This window comes from Streptomyces sp. NPDC059456, from assembly GCF_042750055.1.
Classification (GTDB): domain Bacteria; phylum Actinomycetota; class Actinomycetes; order Streptomycetales; family Streptomycetaceae; genus Streptomyces.
Map to the genome: position 1 here is coordinate 12,457 of NZ_JBHYVA010000018.1, position 18,059 is coordinate 30,515.

The 18,059-nt window shown below is 74.3% G+C and carries 19 protein-coding genes; 8 read left to right on the forward strand and 11 right to left on the reverse strand.

The features are described 5' to 3' along the window. Positions 1-2: 2 nt before the first annotated feature. Both ACFXA3_RS03445 and ACFXA3_RS03450 read right to left on the reverse strand, forming a co-directional pair. Positions 3-347: a MazG-like family protein gene (locus ACFXA3_RS03445; RefSeq protein ID WP_385181261.1), complete on the reverse strand. Its 345-nt coding sequence runs from the start codon at positions 345-347 to the stop codon at positions 3-5. A 41-nt stretch (positions 348-388) separates the two neighbouring features. Then, positions 389-1,165: a YitT family protein gene (locus ACFXA3_RS03450; RefSeq protein ID WP_385181264.1), complete on the reverse strand. Its 777-nt coding sequence runs from the start codon at positions 1,163-1,165 to the stop codon at positions 389-391. Between the two features lie 61 nt (positions 1,166-1,226). Between ACFXA3_RS03450 and ACFXA3_RS03455 the strand changes: the two genes are divergently transcribed. From ACFXA3_RS03455 to ACFXA3_RS03465, 3 genes are all read left to right on the forward strand, one after another. Further along, positions 1,227-2,648 carry a PLP-dependent aminotransferase family protein gene (locus ACFXA3_RS03455; protein WP_385181267.1) on the forward strand — a complete coding sequence of 474 codons (1,422 nt, stop codon included), beginning with the start codon at positions 1,227-1,229 and terminating at the stop codon, positions 2,646-2,648. A 99-nt stretch (positions 2,649-2,747) separates the two neighbouring features. Continuing rightward, positions 2,748-3,341, forward strand: a complete 594-nt coding sequence (locus tag ACFXA3_RS03460; protein ID WP_385181270.1) for a TetR/AcrR family transcriptional regulator — start codon at positions 2,748-2,750, stop codon at positions 3,339-3,341. After that, on the forward strand, positions 3,338-4,228 hold the full coding sequence (locus ACFXA3_RS03465; protein WP_385181273.1) for an alpha/beta fold hydrolase: 891 nt from the start codon (positions 3,338-3,340) through the stop codon (positions 4,226-4,228). The genes ACFXA3_RS03460 and ACFXA3_RS03465 overlap by 4 nt, the downstream gene beginning before the upstream one ends. Positions 4,229-4,237: 9 nt before the next feature. Here ACFXA3_RS03465 and ACFXA3_RS03470 read toward each other — a convergent pair whose 3' ends face one another. Further along, positions 4,238-4,369 (reverse strand): hypothetical protein, encoded by a 132-nt coding sequence (locus tag ACFXA3_RS03470; RefSeq protein ID WP_385181275.1) that lies wholly within the window; start codon positions 4,367-4,369, stop codon positions 4,238-4,240. 262 nt (positions 4,370-4,631) lie between these two features. Between ACFXA3_RS03470 and ACFXA3_RS03475 the strand changes: the two genes are divergently transcribed. Beyond that, positions 4,632-4,973: a VOC family protein gene (locus ACFXA3_RS03475; RefSeq protein ID WP_385181278.1), complete on the forward strand. Its 342-nt coding sequence runs from the start codon at positions 4,632-4,634 to the stop codon at positions 4,971-4,973. Between the two features lie 28 nt (positions 4,974-5,001). Here ACFXA3_RS03475 and ACFXA3_RS03480 read toward each other — a convergent pair whose 3' ends face one another. From ACFXA3_RS03480 to ACFXA3_RS03500, 5 genes are all read right to left on the reverse strand, one after another. Beyond that, the gene (locus ACFXA3_RS03480) at positions 5,002-5,664 is read right to left on the reverse strand and encodes an SGNH/GDSL hydrolase family protein (protein WP_385181281.1); all 663 of its coding nucleotides are present in this window, start codon (positions 5,662-5,664) and stop codon (positions 5,002-5,004) included. Positions 5,665-5,838: 174 nt separating this feature from the next. Next, a complete protein-coding gene (locus ACFXA3_RS03485) occupies positions 5,839-6,105 on the reverse strand; it encodes a hypothetical protein (protein ID WP_385181283.1) in 267 nt (88 codons plus the stop codon). Continuing rightward, positions 6,102-6,368 carry a hypothetical protein gene (locus tag ACFXA3_RS03490; RefSeq protein WP_385181286.1) on the reverse strand — a complete coding sequence of 89 codons (267 nt, stop codon included), beginning with the start codon at positions 6,366-6,368 and terminating at the stop codon, positions 6,102-6,104. Before ACFXA3_RS03490 ends, ACFXA3_RS03485 begins: the two co-directional genes overlap by 4 nt. Positions 6,369-6,519: 151 nt before the next feature. Next, complete coding sequence (locus ACFXA3_RS03495; protein ID WP_385181289.1) at positions 6,520-7,302, reverse strand: response regulator; 783 nt, start codon at positions 7,300-7,302, stop codon at positions 6,520-6,522. Continuing rightward, positions 7,299-8,609, reverse strand: coding sequence for a sensor histidine kinase (locus ACFXA3_RS03500; RefSeq protein ID WP_385181295.1), 1,311 nt, complete (start codon positions 8,607-8,609; stop codon positions 7,299-7,301). The genes ACFXA3_RS03495 and ACFXA3_RS03500 overlap by 4 nt, the downstream gene beginning before the upstream one ends. Before the next feature lie 278 nt (positions 8,610-8,887). Between ACFXA3_RS03500 and ACFXA3_RS03505 the strand changes: the two genes are divergently transcribed. Further along, complete coding sequence (locus ACFXA3_RS03505) at positions 8,888-11,092, forward strand: MMPL family transporter (RefSeq protein WP_385181298.1); 2,205 nt, start codon at positions 8,888-8,890, stop codon at positions 11,090-11,092. A gap of 291 nt (positions 11,093-11,383) precedes the next feature. Next, positions 11,384-12,931, forward strand: a complete 1,548-nt coding sequence (gene rox / locus ACFXA3_RS03510) for a rifampin monooxygenase (RefSeq protein WP_385181301.1) — start codon at positions 11,384-11,386, stop codon at positions 12,929-12,931. A 161-nt stretch (positions 12,932-13,092) separates the two neighbouring features. Here rox and ACFXA3_RS03515 read toward each other — a convergent pair whose 3' ends face one another. Together ACFXA3_RS03515 and ACFXA3_RS03520 are read right to left on the reverse strand one after the other, a co-directional pair. Beyond that, positions 13,093-13,890 carry a VOC family protein gene (locus ACFXA3_RS03515; protein ID WP_385181317.1) on the reverse strand — a complete coding sequence of 266 codons (798 nt, stop codon included), beginning with the start codon at positions 13,888-13,890 and terminating at the stop codon, positions 13,093-13,095. A 129-nt stretch (positions 13,891-14,019) separates the two neighbouring features. Further along, a complete protein-coding gene (locus ACFXA3_RS03520; protein WP_385181303.1) occupies positions 14,020-15,111 on the reverse strand; it encodes a DUF5954 family protein in 1,092 nt (363 codons plus the stop codon). Between the two features lie 387 nt (positions 15,112-15,498). Here ACFXA3_RS03520 and ACFXA3_RS03525 point away from each other — a divergent pair, with 387 nt between their 5' ends. After that, the gene (locus ACFXA3_RS03525) at positions 15,499-16,239 is read left to right on the forward strand and encodes a class I SAM-dependent methyltransferase (protein WP_385181320.1); all 741 of its coding nucleotides are present in this window, start codon (positions 15,499-15,501) and stop codon (positions 16,237-16,239) included. 112 nt (positions 16,240-16,351) lie between these two features. Beyond that, a complete protein-coding gene (locus ACFXA3_RS03530) occupies positions 16,352-17,749 on the forward strand; it encodes an FAD-dependent oxidoreductase (RefSeq protein WP_385181306.1) in 1,398 nt (465 codons plus the stop codon). On the opposite strand, the gene ACFXA3_RS03535 is transcribed toward ACFXA3_RS03530, so the two are convergent. Continuing rightward, a partial coding sequence (locus ACFXA3_RS03535; RefSeq protein WP_385181309.1) for a GNAT family N-acetyltransferase occupies positions 17,746-18,059 on the reverse strand: 314 nt, incomplete at its 5' end. The two genes, ACFXA3_RS03530 and ACFXA3_RS03535, sit on opposite strands and share 4 nt — an antisense overlap.

The window sequence follows — 18,059 nt, forward strand, 5'->3', positions numbered from 1 at the left end:
GGTCACGCCTCCGGGACGGGGGTGGTGGCGGCCAGGGTGCGGGCGGCGGTCTTCTCCAGGTGCGCGGTGAACAGGGCCGCCGGGTCCGCGACGCCGAGCCGGTGCAGCGCGACCATGGCCGTGACCAGGACGTCGCACACCTCCGACTCCACGTCCTGCCACGAGTGGGACCGGCCCTTGCGGGGGTTGGTCCCGGTGGCACCGATGACCGCCTGGGCGGCCTCGCCGAACTCCTCCCCGATCTTGAGCACCTGCAAGACCCGTCGCTGCTCGGCCGGCACATGGGCGGCGGCCTCGTCGAGGAAGACGGCGAGCTCCCCGGTGATGTCCCAGGCGTTCTGCTCCACGATGGTTCCCTTCGTCCGTCGGTCGTTCGGTCTCCGTCCCCTCAACGAACGGGAGGGCGTCCGGGATGCAGCATCGGGCACGGGCGGCAGGATGACGCGGTGTCCGACCCTCCTCGGTCGACGGCCGGACGGAGTGTGAGGGGGACCGTGACGCGGGGGAGGAAGCAGGCGATGAGGGGGCCCAGGGTCAGGGCGATGAGGGCGGTTCCGGCGCCTGCGGTTCCGCCCAGCAGCCAGCCGATGCCGGCGACCGTGACCTCGATGCCCGTGCGCACCGCCGCGATCGGCAGACCGGTGAGGCGGACGAGGCCGGTCATGATGCCGTCGCGCGGGCCCGACCCGAACTGCGCGCCGAGGTAGAGCGCGTCGAAGAAGGCGAGTGCGACGAGGCCGAGGGCGAGGTAGCCGGTCCGGGCGGGCAGCCCGTGGGGGTCGGGGAGCACGGCAGCGGTGGCGTCCGCCGCGAAGCCGACGACGGCGACGTTGAGCAGCGTGCCGAGGCCGGGCGGCTCCCGCAGGGGGATCCAGGCGAGGAGCACCAGGAGCGAGATCAGGTTCGTCGCCCAGCCGAAGGAGATGCCGAGCGTCTTGGCGGTGCCCTCCGTGAGGACGTTCCAACTGGCCGGGCCGAGCCCGGACTCGACGAGCAGCATGACGGAGGCCCCGTACCCGACCAGGCCGACCAGGAGCTGCGGGAGGCGACGGGCCTTGCGGCCCGCCCGGATCTGAGCGGCGAAATTCAGCCGCGGTGGTGTCACGGGCCGTCGGCCCTCGCGGGAGAGGGACGCGGGAGGCGGAGGTGCTGGTGCTGATGCCATGCGGCAACCTTCCACGGCATCTGGACCCGGAATCCATAGCCAGATTGACTACGCTGGTTCGGTGAAGACCAGCTCGTACGCCATGGCACGGATGTTGGGGACCTGGCAGGACGGAGCCGGACCCGCCCATCAACGCCTCTCCGACCGACTGCGGTTGCTCGTACTGGACGGGCGGCTCTCGCTCGGCGCCGTCCTGCCGAGCGAACGCGATCTGGCCACCGCCCTCCGCATCAGCCGAACCACCGTGGGCGCCGCGTACCGCACCCTGGTCGAGGACGGTTACCTCGCCACGCGCGCCCGCACCCGGGCGACCGTTCGGCTGCCCGACGACGCACCGTCCGGGCGGCGTGCCGCCGGCCCCGAAGCCCCCGCCGGCCCGGCAGCCGTCGACCTGTCCATCGCCGCGCCGCCCGCACCCGTGGAAATCCTGCACGCCGCCTTCGCCACCGCCCTCGAACAACTGCCCCGGCACCTGGAGCGGCACGGCTACGACCGGTACGGCACCGCGGAGCTGCGCGAAGCGGTCGCCGCCTGGTACGAGCGGCGCGGCCTGCCCACGTCGCCCGACCGGATCCTGATCACCAACGGCGCACAGCACGCGGTCGCCCTGCTGGCGCGCGCACTGCTCTCGCCCCGCGACAGGGTGCTGATCGAGCACCCGACGTACCCGCACGCGATCAAGGCGTTCACCGAGGCGCGCGCCCGCCTCCTGCCCGTGTCCGTCGTACCGTCCGGATGGGACGTCGCGCAGTTCCGGGCGGCGGGACGGACCGCACAGCTCGCCTACCTGATCCCCGACTTCCACAATCCGACCGGGATGTGCATGCCCACGGAGGTGCGCGGCAGGCTCGGGCTCTCCTGCCCCACCGTCATCGACGAGACCCTGACCGACCTGGCACTGGACGGCGGGCCGAGCCCCGTGCCCTACGCGACGCTCACGCCCGCACCCCTGCCCACGGTCATCAGCGTCGGATCCGTGTCCAAGAGCATCTGGGGCGGCCTGCGCATCGGCTGGATCCGCGCGGTCCCGTCCCTCCTGAGGCGTGTCGAACAGATCCGGCCCGCCACCGACCTGGGCACCCCCGTGGTGGAGCAACTCGCCACCGCCGTGCTCCTGAGCGCGGGGCAGACCCGGCGGCCCGGCGCGCTCGCACGACTCGCCACGCAGCGCGACGTGCTGCGGCAAGCGCTCGCCGAACACCTGCCCGAGGTCCACGCGCCGCGCGCGGCCGGCGGCGTGACCCTGTGGGCGACTTTCCCCGAGCCCCTCACCTCGCGGCTGGCGGCCGTCGCGCCCGACCACGGAGTGGTCATCGCCGCGGGGCCCCGCTTCGGCATCGGCGGCGCGTTCGAACGCAACATCCGGCTGCCGTTCACGCTCCCCGCGGACCAACTGTCCGAGGGGGTGCGCAGACTCGCGCAGGCCGTACGGGCGCTCAACCAGGGCGGCACCGGAACCCACACCCCGGCACCCGTGGCCTGAGGCCCGTAACGCCACCTCCGCACACGGAACTTGGGAAACCTAATGTCTCTAGGTTATAACTAGTGACCCTAGGAACGAGTGAGGGGAAGGCGGCGGACCATGGCGCGGGCAGGGCTGACGGCGGAGCGCGTGACGGTCGCGGGCGCCGAACTGGCGGACGAGGTCGGACTCGACCGGGTGACCATGGCGCAGCTGGCGCGGCGGCTCGGCGTGAAGGACGCGAGCCTCTACGCGCACGTGCGCAACCTGGAGGACCTGCGCGGCCGGATCGCGCTGCTGGCCGCGGACGAGAAGACGATCCGGATCGCGGAGGCCACGGCCGGCCGGGCCGGAAAGGACGCGCTGGTCGCGTTCGCCAACGCCTGGCGGGAGTACGCCCACCGGCATCCCGGCCGCTACGCGGCGACCCAGACGCCCATCGAGATCGACCCCGTGCTCGCTGCGCAGGCTCCCGGCCCGCGGCGTGCCGTCGAACTGACGTACGGGATGCTGCGCGGCTACGGCCTCGCCGAGCCCGATCTGACGGACGCGGTCCGATTGCTGCGCAGCACGTTCCACGGGTTCGTCGCACTGGAGGCCGCGGGCGGGTTCGCGCACGCGCGTGCCCCGCAGAGCTCCTGGCTCCGCGCCCTCGACGCCCTGCACACCCTCCTGGAGCACTGGCCCCCGTACGGAGAAGGAGACTCCGCATGACCGCCCCGACGACCGGCACCCTGCGCGCGGACGGCGCGACCCTGCACTACGAAGTACGCGGCCGGGGACCCCTCCTGCTGCTCGTCCCCGGCGGATCGGGCGGTGCGGCCTCCTTCGACGGCGTCGCCGACGACCTGGCGGCCGAGTACACCGTCGCCACGTACGACCCCCGCGGCATGTCACGCAGCACGCTCGACGACCCCGGGGCCGGGCAGTGCGTCGCCGAGCACGCCGACGACGCACTGCGGATCCTGGACCTGCTCTCGCCGGCGCAACCCGCCCTCGTCTTCGGCAGCAGCTCGGGCGCGATCGCCGCCGTGCACCTGCTCGCCACCCGTCCCGAACGCGTCCGGCGCCTGGTGGCCCACGAACCACCGCTGGTGGAGGTCCTTCCGGACGCGCCCGTACACCGCGCCCTCCTCGCCCGCGTCCAGGAGACGTTCCGCACCCGGGGTCTGATGCCGGCGATGGCCGAGTTCGCCGCGGGCCTGAAGGCGGAGGACGGCGAGGACACGCCCGCGGCCGCGCCCGCGCCCACGGCTGCAACCACGCCCGCGGACACGCCCGCGCCGCGGGCCGGGGTCGAGCTGCCGCCCGGTGCGGCGGCGCGGGCCGAGCGGACGATGGCCAACCTGCCGTACTTCGTGGAGCGCATCGTGCCCGCCTTCATGGGCCACGCCCCCGACGTCGACCGCCTGGCGGCGGTGTCGGACCGGCTCGTCCTCGCCGGCGGCCGGGACTCCCGCGGTGAACTGCCGTACCGTCCGGCCGCATTCCTGGCCGAGCGCCTCGGCCTTGACCTCGTGCACTTTCCCGGCGGCCACACCGGCCTGACCACACACCCCGGGGAGTTCGCCGTCACCCTCCGCGAGGCCCTCCGCGGATAGCCCGCGGGGTCACCCACGCTCCGGCAGGCCCATCGACGCGAGCTCGGCCGGGTCGACCACGATCGAGATGCCGACGATCCGGCCGCCCGCGACGCTGAACGCGGCGACCGAGAGCGGGGAGCCGTCCTCGCGCCACGACACGATCCCGGGAAGGCCGTTGACGAGCCCCGCCCTGCCCCGCGCGGCCGCGGCGGCGGACAGCCGCGCGCCGACGGCGACCCTGGTCGCGCGAGGACGACGGGGAGCGCGAGCCCGACCGAATCGGCGGGCGCGACGTCCTCACCCGGGCCCGGGGCGTCGACCCGCGCCTGCTGGAGCTGGTCCCCCTTCAGCGAGGAGCAACTGTCAGCAATCATTGTGGAGATCGCGACGAACAACTTCTTCAACAGGGGGAGAGGAACGCATGACGATCGAATCAGTGGTGGTGCGGCAGCGCGTCGAGGATCTGGAAGCGGCCGTTCCGTTCTACGAGAAGCTCACCGGGAGCCCCGCGTCCCGCTTCGCCTTCGCCGGGGTCACGCTGGCGAGCGTCGGCCCGTTCCTGCTGTTCAGCGGCCCGGACGAGGCTGCGCAGCGAATCGCCGGGGTGGCGGCCACCCTGGCGGTCGCAGACCTGGGCGCGGCCGTGGGGGAGGCGGTGGCGGCGGGCGCCGAGGTGGTGGTGCCCGCCTCCCCGACGCCCAACGGACACCGCGCGGTACTGCGGCACCCCCACGGCGGGATCTACGAGTACGTCGGTCCCTGACCCGCCCCGCCCGGGGGCTGGAGGCCGGTCACACGACCAGGCGCAGCCAGGCCGCGGCGAGCGCGGCGTGACCGGCCGGCGTCGGGTGGACGCCGTCCGCGGCCCAGTGCTCCGGCCCGGCCGCCGCGGCGAGTGCGGCGAACATGCCGTCGGCGGCGAGGAGTTGCGCGCCGTACCGGCGGGCGAGTTTGCGCACGACCTGGATCTTCGGGTCCAGGTCGGCGCGCCAGGCCTCGCGCTCCTTCTCGCCGATGAGCACGGGACCTGCCTCGATCGCACCGTGGACGGGCAGGAGGAACGGCTCGATGAGGATCAGCTGCGTGCCCGCCTCGGCGAGGGGCGTGAGCAGGCGGTCGTAACCCGTTTCGAACTCCTCCGCGGAGATCGCGTACCCCAGGGGATCGATGGAGTGCCAGCCCATGTCGTTGACCCCGACGAGGACCGACACCACGTCCGGGTGCGCGTCGAGGACGTCCCTGCGCCAGCGGGCTTCGAGGTCCATCACCTTGTGGCCCCCGATCCCGGTGTTCAGCCAGGTCACGGGCCGGTCCGGGTGCCGGTGCCCCCATTCGCCCGCGATGCGCAGCGGGTAGCCGAACCCGAGCCCGTCCTCGCTCTCCAGCCGTCGGCAGTCGGTGATCGAATCGCCGGTGAACATGACGGTGCTTCCCGGACGGACGGTGATGGCCATGGGCGCTCCCGGAACTCGGGGTGAGAAGAGGACCCCTCGAAAGTGCCGGACCCCGCCGACATCGCACCGACGCCCCCCGACGCCTCCCGACACACCACCGACACGGTCAGGCCCCGTACTCGCCCTCGCCCTGCCCTCGCCCTGCCCTCGTTCCCTTGCCCGGGCAGCGCCCCGTCACGGCGGCAGTGGTGTCCAGCAGTCGGGGCCGCCGCCGCGCCAGTCGACGTGGGCCGGGTCCGTCAGGTCGAAGTCCTCCGCGTCCTGCATTCCGGTGGCGGCGAGGAAGACGGCTATGTCGCCGATCCGGTACGCGGTGCCCAGGCTCTGCCCGTCGTACCGCACGCGGCGCCAGCCGCGGTGGTCCGGGGGATGGACGACCAGCCGGGCGGCCGGGCCCGGCGTGCCGTGGCCCCGGTCGTTGCCGGGGCAGGCGCCCGTCATGCCGCCCTCGCCCACGCTCGGAACCGCGCCGCGCGGCGCAGCTCGGCGGGGCCGCCCGCCGCACGGACCGGACGCGACCAGTACGGATGGGCGGCGATCGCGCGCGAGAGGCCGATCAGCCGGCGCCGGAGCCCCGTGTTGCCGGCCGACTCGGGCAGCCGCGCCAGTTCCCGGTACGTACGGAGCCAGTCGGCCTGGAGCCCGACCAGATCGTCGGGGAAGGCGGGAGGGGCGGGGGAGTAGGGGGTGGAGGTGCACTGCATCCACCAATTCAAGCATGTGTTCGATTTATGGCGCGAGCGGGAGCGGGGCGCGAGCGGGGCGGGAGACGGGGCGCCGTCCCGCAGGACGACGGTGGACCTGGACGCAGCGGCCGCCGTCGTCCGCATGCCGCGCTCCGGCCCGTAGGGCCTGCTACACGGCTCCGCCCGCCGTGACCAGGCCCGATTCGTACGCCGCGATGACCGCCTGTGCGCGGTCCCGGACGGCCAGCTTGTCGAAGATGCTCGTGATGTGGTTCTTGACCGTGGACAGGCTGATGTCCAGGGCGCCGGAGATGCCGGCGTTGTCGTGGCCGGTGGCCATCAGGCGCCACACCTCGATCTCGCGGGGCGTGAGCTCACCCGTCCCCGTCGTCCCCATCGCCCCCGCCGGGTTCGGCCGCGGACCGCGGGATGCCCGTACGTACGTGGAGATCAGCCGGGTGAGCAGGCGCGGTGCGACGGCGGCCTCGCCGGCGTGGACCGTGCGGATCGCCGCGCTCAGGTCCTCCGGGGAGCTGTCCTTGGGCAGGAACCCGGAGGCGCCGGCGCGCAGGGCGCCCACGACGTACTCGTCGAGGTCGAACGTGCTGAGGGCCAGGACCCGGCAGCCGGGCACCGTGGCGGCGAGCTCGGCGGTCGCGCCGACCCCGTCCAGGACGGGCATCCGGATGTCCATCACCACCACGTCGGGGCGCAGCTGCCGGGCGAGGTTGACGGCCTGCGCGCCGTTCTCGGCCTCGCCGACCACCTCGAAGGACGGTTCGGGGGACAGGATCAGCGACAGCCCGCGCCGCACCAGCGGCTGGTCGTCCGCGATCAGGACCCTGATGCGGGTGCCCGCGCCCGTGCCCGTCGCCGTGCCCGTCGCTGTGCCCGAGTCCGTGCCCGAGTCCGTGCCCGCGTCCGTTCCCGTGTGCGTTCCGTTTTCGGTCATCGCCGTGCCCCTTCGTGCTGGACGGCCGCCTCGGCCGCCTCGTCCGAACTCAGCGGCAGCTCGGCCACCACGGCGAAGCCCCCGTCTGCCTGCGGTCCCGTGGTGAGGGTGCCGCCGTGCAGCGCCACGCGCTCGCGCATGCCGATCAGGCCGTAGCCGCCCGAACCCGCCGACGGCGCCGCGTCCTGGAGCGCCGTGCCCCCGCCGTCGTCCCGCACCTCCACCGTGACCCGGTCCTGCCGGTACGTCAGCCGTACGGACGCCCGCGCGGGTCCCGCGTACTTGCGGGCGTTGGTCAGGGCTTCCTGGACGATCCGGAACACCGTGAGGCCGACCGTCGGCGGCAGCGGGCGCCGCTCGCCGTGGACGCCGAACTCGGTGGGCAGTCCGGCGAGCCGCGATTCGGCGACCAGGCGGTCGAGGTCGTCGGCGCCGGGCTGGGGCTGCGCAAGCTCGGCCTCCGGCTCGTCGCCGGCCCGCAGTACGTCGAGCAGCTGGCGCATTTCGCGCAGTGCCAGCCGCCCCGAGGACTCCAGGGTGACGAGGGCGTCGCGGACCACTTCCGGATGGCCGATGTTGGCGCGGGCGCCGCCGGCCATCAGCTGCATGGTGGTGATGTGGTGGGCCACGATGTCGTGGAGTTCCCGTGCGATGCGGCGGCGTTCGTCGGCCACGGCGCGGTCGGCGAGGAGCGTGCGGTTGGCCGCGACCTCGTGCTGCCAGCGGTTGACCGCCAGGGCGGCGCCGATGATGATCAAGGTGGAGGCGGGCGCGGAAACGGCGGCCTGCCAGGACGGGATCCGGCCCTGGCTCTGGCTCAGCAGCGTCACCGACGCCGTCGCGAGGCCGACGACCGCCGCGACCCGGCCGGGGCGGGCGCGGGCGGCCCCGTACAGGGCGACGATCAGCACGGCACCGAAGTGGGTGGACAGCGGCACGGTCAGGCTGGCCGTCGCGTCGAGCGCCAGTACGGCGGCGAGCACCGCGACGGGATGGCTGCGCCGGGCGAGCAACGGCACGGCCCCCAGTGCGACGAGCAGGAACCCGGCCACGTTCACGACGTGTTGCCCCTGGCCCCGGCCGGTGGGGTCGTTGAAGAACACGTAGCTGAGCAGGTTCAACGCGCACGCGCCGCCGGCGACGAGCGCGTCGTTGCGCGTCCACGAAGGCCCGGCGGCGGCGCTCGCGCCGTCGCTGTCGACGTAGCCGTTGCCGCCGACGTGACGGCCGACGTCACCGCCGTCGTCACGGCCGTCGTACGGCAGCTCCCGGGCAGCGTCGGGCCCGAGATCTCGGCTTCTGGGCATGTCTGTTCCCTGTCCCCTGCGTCCGGCCTGCTCCCGGCCCCACCCGCACAGGGTTGCACAACCCCCGAGTGACCAGGACCGCAGCCAGGACCGCGGCCAGGACCGGGACTAGGACCAGGGTCCCGGTCGCCACCCGGTCCGGGACCCAGGCCCCCGGTGCGGATCATCCGCTGCCCCGACGCCCGACCGCACCCCGCACTGATGGTCTGGACACCGGCCGGGAGCCCCCGGCAGACATCCGCATCCTGCAAGCCAACGCGTCCGCCGGAGGACCCATCGTGATCCGCGCCCTGACCGGATATTCCACCAGACACCCCTGGAAGGTCATCGCCCTCTGGGCGGTGCTGGGCCTCGCGCTGAGCGCCCTCGCCCCGCTCCTGCTCGCCCGCGTCACCCAGAACCAGACCGCGGAGTTCCTGCCCCGCAGTTACGACTCGGCCGCCGCGCTGCACATCGCCCAGGAGCAGTTCGGGGCCGATCCCGACGCGACCACCGTGACGCTGCTCGTGGCCCGGGCCGACGGCAAGCCCCTCGCCGCCGCCGACCACGAGCGGATCGGGGCCGAGGCGGCGAAGCTGGCCCAGCGCCGGGTGGTCATGCCGAGGAAGGACGACAAGCCGCGGTTCATGGTCCCCGACCGCTCCCAGACGCCCCGGATCGCCCCGGCGATGACGGCGCCCGACCGGAGCTTCGAACTGCTCTCCGTCGCGCTGCTCGGCAATCCCGCGGACGAGGGGGTCCAGGGCGTCTACCGGGCCTTCCGCGACTCCGCCCGGACGCAGTTCGCCGAGGCGGGGATGCGTACGGGCTTCACCGGGGGCCTCGCCGACGGCGTCGACACCGCCGACGCCCACGAGACCGCCACGAAGCTCGGGGGCATCCTCGTCACGGTGCTGATCGTGCTGCTCAACGTACTGGTGTTCCGCAGCGTGCTGGCGGCCGTGCTGCCGCTGCTCGCCTCCGCCATGATCATCGGCGTGGCGGGAACGGCCGTCGCGGGCGCCGCCATGCTCACCGGACTCAAGCTCGACGCGAGCACCCCGGGGCTGATCAATCCGGTGCTGCTCGGCATCGGCATCGACTACCTGCTGTTCCTGATGTTCCGCTTCCGCGAGCAACTGCGCGCCCGGCCCGGGCAGTCCGCCCGCGAGGCGGCCGCGCAGGTCTCCGCCCGGGTGGGCACCGCGATCACCTCCGCGGCGCTGACCATCGTGGCCGCGTTCGCGACGCTGGGCGTGGCGACCTTCGGGCAGTTCCGCTCGCTGGGCCCCGCGATCGCCGTCGCCGTCCTGGTGATGCTGCTCGGCAGCCTGACCCTGATGCCGGCGCTGCTCGCGGCCGCCGGGCGCAAGATGTTCTGGCCCTCCCGGGCCCTGCGCCACGAGCCGGCCGAGGGCCGGTCCGCCCGCTTCGGCGAGCTGGTCGCGCGACGCCCGCTGATGATGCTGACCGCCTCCGTCGCCCTCCTCGCCGCACTGGCCGCCGGGATGACCGGCATCCGCATGGACTACGGGCAGGGCGACTCCGGGGCCCGTACCGCGGCGGCGGCCACCGCCGCCGAGGTCTCCCGCGCGCTGCCGGCCGGGGTGTCGGACCCGACGAGCGTCTTCGTCACCGCGAAGGACGGGGGCACCCTCACCGCCGACCGGCTGGGCGGTCTCTCCCGTGCCCTCACCCGGGTCGAGGGCGTGGGGCAGGTGGGGCAGACCGTACTGAACGAGGACCACCGCGCCGCCCGCATCGACGTCTACCCGACCGCGGACCCGCAGAGCCGGCAGGCCCGCGACCTGGTCTCCGGACCGATCCGGGCCGCGGTCGCCGCCCACACGCCCGCCGGGACGACGGCCCATGTGGGCGGAACCGCCGCGGTCTTCGCCGACATCGCCGCCGCCGTCGACCACGACCTGGCCATCGTCTTCCCGGTCGCGGCCGCGCTGATCGCGCTGATCCTCCTGCTGCTCCTGCGCAGCCTGCTCGCACCGCTGGTGCTGATGCTGTCCGTCGGACTCGGCTTCGCCGCCACCCTCGGCGCCGCCACCCTCCTCTTCCAGCACGGCCTCGGCCGGCCGGGCGTCAGCTTCACCCTCCCGCTGGTGCTGTTCCTGTTCGTCGTGGCCCTGGGCACCGACTACAACATCCTGATCACCGACCGGATCCGGGAGGAGATGCGCCGCCCGGGCCCGGCCCGCGCCGCCGTGGCCCGCGCGCTGCGGCACACGGCCCCGGCCATCGCGACGGCCGGCCTGATCCTGGCGGGCTCCTTCGCCACCCTCGCGACGACCCCGGGCACCGAGCAGGTCGCCTTCGCGATGACGCTCGGCATCCTGCTGTCGGCGCTGCTGCTGTCGCTGGTGCTGGTCCCCGCCGTCGCGGCCCTCCTGGGCCGGAGCCTGTGGTGGCCCACCCGCCCCCGCCCCGCCCCCGGCATCCACCCGCACGACCCCGCCGCCCGGACGCCGGAACCCGCCAGGGTCACGGCGTAGGCGCGCCTGGTCCGAGCCCGCCTCGGCGTCCCGCGGAGCGGGCTCTGGGCCCGCATGCGGCAGCACACATGACAAAGGCAAGGAGGTCGTTGCCCACTCCTTGCCACTATCAAGATATAGCGCACAGGGGGCCTTGCGGCAAGGCCCCGGTCATGTTGCAGAATCTCCGTCCGGACCCGGAAACAGCCGGAAATCCGGGATTCGCGAAGTACGTACGGTTTCGACGGCGTACGGGCCGGTCGCGGGCGCGCAGCGGCCGGGCGGAAGGCAACACGCTCAATGGGGGTTTTCATGACCGACGCAGACACGACCGTGAACGCAGACACGACCGTGAACGCAGACACGACCGTGAACGCGGGCGCAGACCCGGACACGGGCTCGGACGCGGACGCAGGCCCGGACGCACACCTGGACGCGGACGTGATCGTGGCCGGTGGCGGGCCGACCGGCCTGATGCTGGCCTGCGAGCTGCGCCTGCACGGCGTGCGGGTGCTCGTGCTGGAGAAGGAGACGGAGCCGACGCAGCAGTCGCGCGCCCAGGGCCTGCACGCGCGCAGCATCGAGGTCATGGCCCAGCGCGGTCTGCTGGACCGGTTCCTCGCGCTCGGCAAGCAGTACATGGTCGGCGGTTTCTTCGCCGGTCTCGCCAAGTCCTGGCCGGAGCGGATGGACACGGCGCATTCGTACGTCCTCCACATCCCGCAGACCACCACCGAACGGCTGCTGACCGAGCACGCCGTCGAGGTGGGCACCGAGATCCGGCGCGGCTGCGAGGTGGTCGGGCTGGCCCAGGACGCGCACGGCGTGAGCGTCGAGCTGGCCGACGGTACGCGGCTGCGCTCGCGCTACGCCGTCGGCTGCGACGGCGGCCGCAGTACGGTGCGCAAGCTGCTCGGCGTCGCCTTCCCCGGCGAGCCCTCCCGGGTCGAGACGCTGCTGGGCGTGATGAAGCTGGACGTGGACCCGGAGACGCTGGCCGCGGTGACGGCCGAAGTGCGCAAGACCCAGCTGCGGTTCGGCGCCATGCCCATGGAGGACGGCGAGTACCGGGTGGTCGTGCCCGCCGAGGGGGTCGCCGAGGACCGCGCGGCCGCGCCGACCCTGGAGGAGTTCAAGCAGCAGCTGCGGGCGTACGGCGGCACCGACTTCGGCGCCCACTCGCCGCGCTGGCTCTCCCGCTTCGGCGACGCGACCCGGCAGGCCGAGCGGTACCGGGTCGGCCGGGTGCTGCTGGCCGGCGACGCGGCGCACATCCACCCGCCGACCGGCGGTCAGGGCCTCAACCTCGGTGTCCAGGACGCGTTCAACCTGGGCTGGAAACTGGCCGCGGAGGTCGCCGGCTGGGCACCGGAAGGCCTGCTGGACAGCTACCACACCGAACGGCACCCGGTGGCGGCCGACGTACTGGACAACACCCGCGCGCAGATCCAGCTGATGTCGTCCGAGCCGGGCGCGCAGGCGGTGCGCCGGCTGATGGCGGAACTGGTGGAGTTCGAGGAGGTGAACCGGTACCTCATCGAGAAGATCTCCGCGATCGCGGTCCGCTACGACTTCGGCGCGGGCCACGAGCTCCTCGGCCGGCGGCTGCGGGACATCCGGCTGAAGCGGGGCCGCCTGTACGACCTGACGCACGCGGGCCGCGGCCTGCTCCTCGACCAGACCGGCCGTCTCTCGGCGGCGGGCTGGGCGGACCGGGTCGACCACGTCGTCGACGTCAGCGAGGAACTCGACGCGCCCGCGGTGCTCCTGCGCCCGGACGGGCACGTCGCCTGGGTCGGCGAGGACCAGCAGGACCTCCTCGCCCACCTCCCCGTGTGGTTCGGCCCCGCCACGGCCTGACCGCACCGCTGCGGGCCTCCCGGCCGGGAGGCCCCGGCGCGGTCGCCGCTGCCCGGCGGCGTGGCCACGGGCCGGGTCACCGGGCAGCAGCACCGGGCAGCAGCACCGGGCAGCAGCACCGGGCAGCAGCACCGGGCAGCGGCGCCGGGGCGTCGCGCAGGCTAGGCGGGCTGTTCGGGTGCCGAGGCCGTGATCACCGCGAACGTGCCGCCCTGCGGGTCCGACAGGACGGCCATCCGGCCCGCCGGCATGTCGAAGGCCGGAGCCATGACGTCGGCGCCGGCCCGCACGGCGGCGGCCTGGACGCTGTCCACGTCGTCCACGTGGAAGTACGGCAGCCAGTGCGGCGGCACCCCGGCCGGCAGGGCGGCGAGGTCCATCATCCCGCCGACCGCCCGGCCCCCGACCTTGAACTCGGTGTAGCCCTCGGCACCCGGCATCTGCGACGCGGCGGTGCTGACCGGGAGGACGGCCGAGTAGAACTCGGCGGCGGCGCGGGTGTCACCGGTGCTCAGCTCGTTCCAGATCAGCGCACCGTGCTCGTTGACGATGCCCGCGCCGTCGAAGCTGCCGGCCTGCCAGAGGCCGACGGTCGCGCCGGTCGGGTCGGTGATGAGGGCCATCCGCCCGAGGTCCATCACGTCCATCGGGCCCATCATGACGCTGCCGCCCGCGTCGGTGACCGACTTGAGGGTGGCGTCGATCGCGTCGGTCGCCAGGTACGTCGTCCAGACGGTCGGCGGCATCGGGTCGGGCACGGTGCCGTCCGGGTTGGAGGCCTTCATGATGCCGGCGACCGGCTTGCCCTTGAGCTGGCAGACCGAGTACCCGCCGGTCTCCGGCGGTCCCACCTCTCCCTGCCAGCCGAACAGGTCGCAGTAGAAGTCGAGGGCGGCCTGCTGGTCGGGGACCATCAGGTCGATCCAGCAGGGAGTGCCGGGCTTGTAGGGGCCGTTCATGTCGGGCACGGAGCCTCCGGGTGGCGGGGAAGGGGTCGGACGGGCCATCCCCTTCCCTGCCCCCGCACCCCGAACCGGGCCGTACGGGTGAATCCCGCCCCGCGGCGCGGCCGAGCGGGGTACGCCGGTTCAGCCGTCGGGCAGGACCCGGCCGTCCTCGTCGAGCGGGGGGTGGAGGCGTGCGGGGTCCTGGGTGTCGGCGTCGGACGGGCGCGGGCCCTCGGGTCCGTCGGGGCCCCAGCGCACCAGGCGGCGGGTGCGGGCGATCTCGTACACGCTGCCCTGGAACTCCAGCCGGTTGACGCGCCCGCCGGCCCGGAGCCGGTCGGCGGCCGCGGCGTACTCGGCCAGCTCCGCCGCCGGCGGCCCGGCGAAGGCCGCGCCGGCCGCGGCCACGGTCCGGGCGTCGGTGTGCAGGTCGGCGTCGTACGCGATGAGGCCGCGCAGCCGCGGCCACATCCACGTCAGGGAGAAGTCCAGCGCCCTGCGGGCGGCGTGCGCGCTCGCGTGCGGGCCGTTGACCGGGGTCCAGCCGCCCGCGGTCCGCTCCACGATCGTGAACGACGGCGGCAGCAGCAGCACGTCCGGATGGCCGGCCAGAGCCTGCCGCGAGTCGGAGCGCACGTCCTGCGGGAACCGTCCGCCGGCGTAGGACAGGCCGCGCAGCGCCAGCTGTTCGACCGCCTGCGCCGGGGTGACCGGCGCGTCGGGGTCCAGGACCAGGCCGTCGTCGACGTCCGGGCCCGCCGCGACACGGGACCAGTCCGGGACGGGCGGTTCCGGATCGGTCGGGCGCGGCCCCTCCATACCGCCGCCGGGAACCGTGACGGCGTACTCCTCGGCGCGCACGATCCGGTACCGGGTCCCGGCCACCGCGAGTTCGTCGACCCGCCCGCCCTCCAGGCGGGCGACCGCCGCCAGCAGGGCGCGCCGCTCCGCCCGGTCGTGCGCGTCGTCCTTCGCACGGAACCACAGCAGCGAGTTCAGGCCGTCGCGGGCCTGCTGCGGGCAGCCGCTGGTCACCGCGGACAGCACCCGCCAGCGGGGCCCGTCGCCGGGGCCCTGCGCCGCCACCCCGAACACCGGGCCGCGCACGACCACATCGCCCGCACGGGCATGGGCATCGGCCGCGTCGGCCTCCACCGCGGCCTCCACCGGCTCCACGGGCACCCGTACCACCATCGGCCGCGATCCGGCCCGGCCCACATCCCCACGGTCCATGGCACCCATCCTGCCGGGGAGGCTCCGCCCCGGCGTGGATTCGCCCGTTCCGCAGCCGTGGACCGGCCGCATGTGACAGGGTGCGGCCGCACCGGGGCCCGGCGGAACCCGGCGGTGTCCGCCGCCTCCGCGCGACGGCCGACCGCGTGCTGCGCGCCCTCCCCGGACCACTGCTGACGGACCGTCGCCCCGCCGGCGCCGTGCGCGCCGCCGCGTCCGTGCGCCCGTACGGGAGGCCGGGACGGGGCCCGGATCTTTGTGGGTTCTGCCAGTACGACGGTCCGCCGGGGTGTGGAGAGACTGCCGGTCAGAGCCGCGGCGCCGCGCCCCGAACGCGGGGGCCGGTCCGCTGCCGCGAACATGACCACACACGGGGAGGACGTCACGATGGGCGTGCAGCAGTACGACGGGATCGGCGAGGCGTACGAGGGCTTCAAGGCACTGCCACTGGAGCAGTACGCGGTGGTACCCGCCTTCCTGGCCCTGGTCGGGGACGTGAGCGGCAGGTCGGTCCTCGACCTGGCCTCCGGCACCGGCTTCTACAGCCGGGAGTTCAAGCGGCGCGGCGCCACGGAGGTGCTCGGCGTCGACATCTCCGGCGAGATGGTCGCCGTGGCGCAGGCACTGGAGGAGCGCGAGCCGCTGGGCGTGCGCTACGAGGTCGGCGACGTGTCCGAACTGCGTTCCTTCGGGCAGCGGTTCGACATCGCCCTGGCGGTCCAGCTGCTCAACTACGCGCCGGACCTCGCCACCACCGAGCTGATGTGCCGGCGCGTGCACCGCAGCCTGGAGCCCGGCGGCGAGCTGTTCCTGCTGAACCAGTCGCCCGACTTCCGCTTCGACGGCCCGACCCCGGAGAAGTACGGCTTCCGCAGCGAGCTGACCGGCGGGGAGGCCGAGACCGGCCCGCAGGTCCGCACCACCGCGCTCCTCGACCCGCCGGTCTCGTTCGTCGCCAACCGCCCGCGCCGCGAGGTGTACGAGGACTCCCTGCGGGCGGCCGGATTCAGCGACCTGACCTGGGTGCCGATCCAGGTGTCGGAGGCGGGCGTGCGCACGTTCGGCGCGGACTTCTGGGCGGACTTCCGCGCCAACCCCCCGCTGGAAATGCTCCGCTGCCGCGCCTGACCGCGGCCCGGCCCCCACCGAACACCCTTGGGCCGCAACGGAGTTCCCGCGTCGGGATCGAAGATCGTCAAGTAGTAGGATCGTTTTGCAACACGACGCGAAGGGGAGCACAGTGGCGCGGGTTGCAGTGATCGGCGGGGGTATCAGCGGGCTGGGAACGGCGCTCATGCTCGGCCGGCGGGGCCATACGGTCACGTTGTTCGAGCAGGACGGCCGGCAGGCCGGAGAGGACCCGGACCGGGACTTCTTCCACTGGGACCGGCCCCGGGTCCCGCAGGCCGTCCAGCCCCACTCCTTCCTCGCACCCGTACGCACCGTGCTGCGCGAGGAGGCCCCCGACGTCTACGCCGACCTGCTCGCACGCGGTGCCCGGGAGTACCACGACTTCGACTGGTTCGGCGAGCATCCGCCGCACCGGCCCGGCGACGAGGACCTGGTCACGCTGCGCACCCGCCGCATCGTGCTGGAGGCCGCCCTGACCGCGGCCGTGCGGCGGGAACGTACCGTCGAGGTGCGGCGGGGCTGCCGGGTGGACGACCTCGCCGTCGAGGAGGGCCGCCCCCCGCGGGTCACCGGCGTGCGGGCGGGCACGGAAACGTACCGGGCGGACCTGGTCGTCGACGCGGCCGGCCGCCGCTCACCGGTTCCCGGCCGGCTGGTCGCGGCCGGCTGCCGCCCGCCCGTCGTCGACAGCCACCGCGCCGGGATCGCCTACCTGTGCCGCTGGTACCGGCTGCGCGCCGACGGCCCGCGTGACCCCGGGCGGGTGAAGACCGGCTCGTCCGCCCCGTTCGCGCTCGCCGGGGTCTTCCCGTCCGACAACGACACCTTCGCACTGCACCTCGTGCTGTCGACGGGGGACCCCACCCGCGGCGCGCTCACCGATCCCGCCGCGTTCGAGGCCGCCGCCCGCCGCTTCCCCGCCACCGCGGCCTGGCTCGACCTGGCCCCCGAGCCGCAGTCCGCCGTCCTGGCCATGGCCGGCCTGGACAACCGCTGGACCTCCCTCACCGACGACGCAGGGCCCGTCGTCACCGGCCTGGTCAACGCCGGGGACAGCCTCGTCCACACCAACCCCACCCTGGGCCACGGCGTGGCGCTCGGCCTGCGCGCCGCCCAGCACCTCGCCGCCCACGCCGACGAGATCGCCGCGGACCCCGCGGTCTACCACGCATGGACGGCGCAGGCCCTGCGCCCGTGGTTCGACGCGCAGGTCACGGCCGACCGGGCCAACGAGCAGAACCTCACCGAGGGCGCACCGCCCCCGGACCGGACTGGCGCGGACCGGCCGGCCCCGGCCCGGGGCGCCTGCGCCTTCGACGATCCCGTCGTCATGCGGGCCCGCGCCCAGGTGCGCCACCTCGTACGGCCGGCCGCCGACGCCTACGGCACCGGGGAGGTGGACCGGGCCGTCACCGCCTGGCTGGCCGCCCGCCCGGACTTCGTACCCGGACACGACGGCCCGACCCGCAACGAGTGGGACGCACTCCTGACGGGCAGCGCCGTCTAGGGGCTGCGGCGCTCGACCAGGACGACGTCGCGCCACCTCCCGTCGCGGCGGCCGATGCGCTCGCGGGTGCCGACGACCCGGAACCCCGCCCGCCGGTGCAGGGCGAGGCTCGCGGTGTTCTCCGGGAAGATGCCGGACTGCACCGTCCAGATGCCCGCCGCGTCGGCGGAGGCGAGCAGGGCGGTCAGCAACGCCAGGCCCACGCCGCGGCCGCGGGCGCCGGGGTGGACGTACACGGAGTGCTCGACGACACCGGCGTACGCGCACCGGTCCGACACCGGGACCACCGCGGCCCACCCCAGCACCCGGC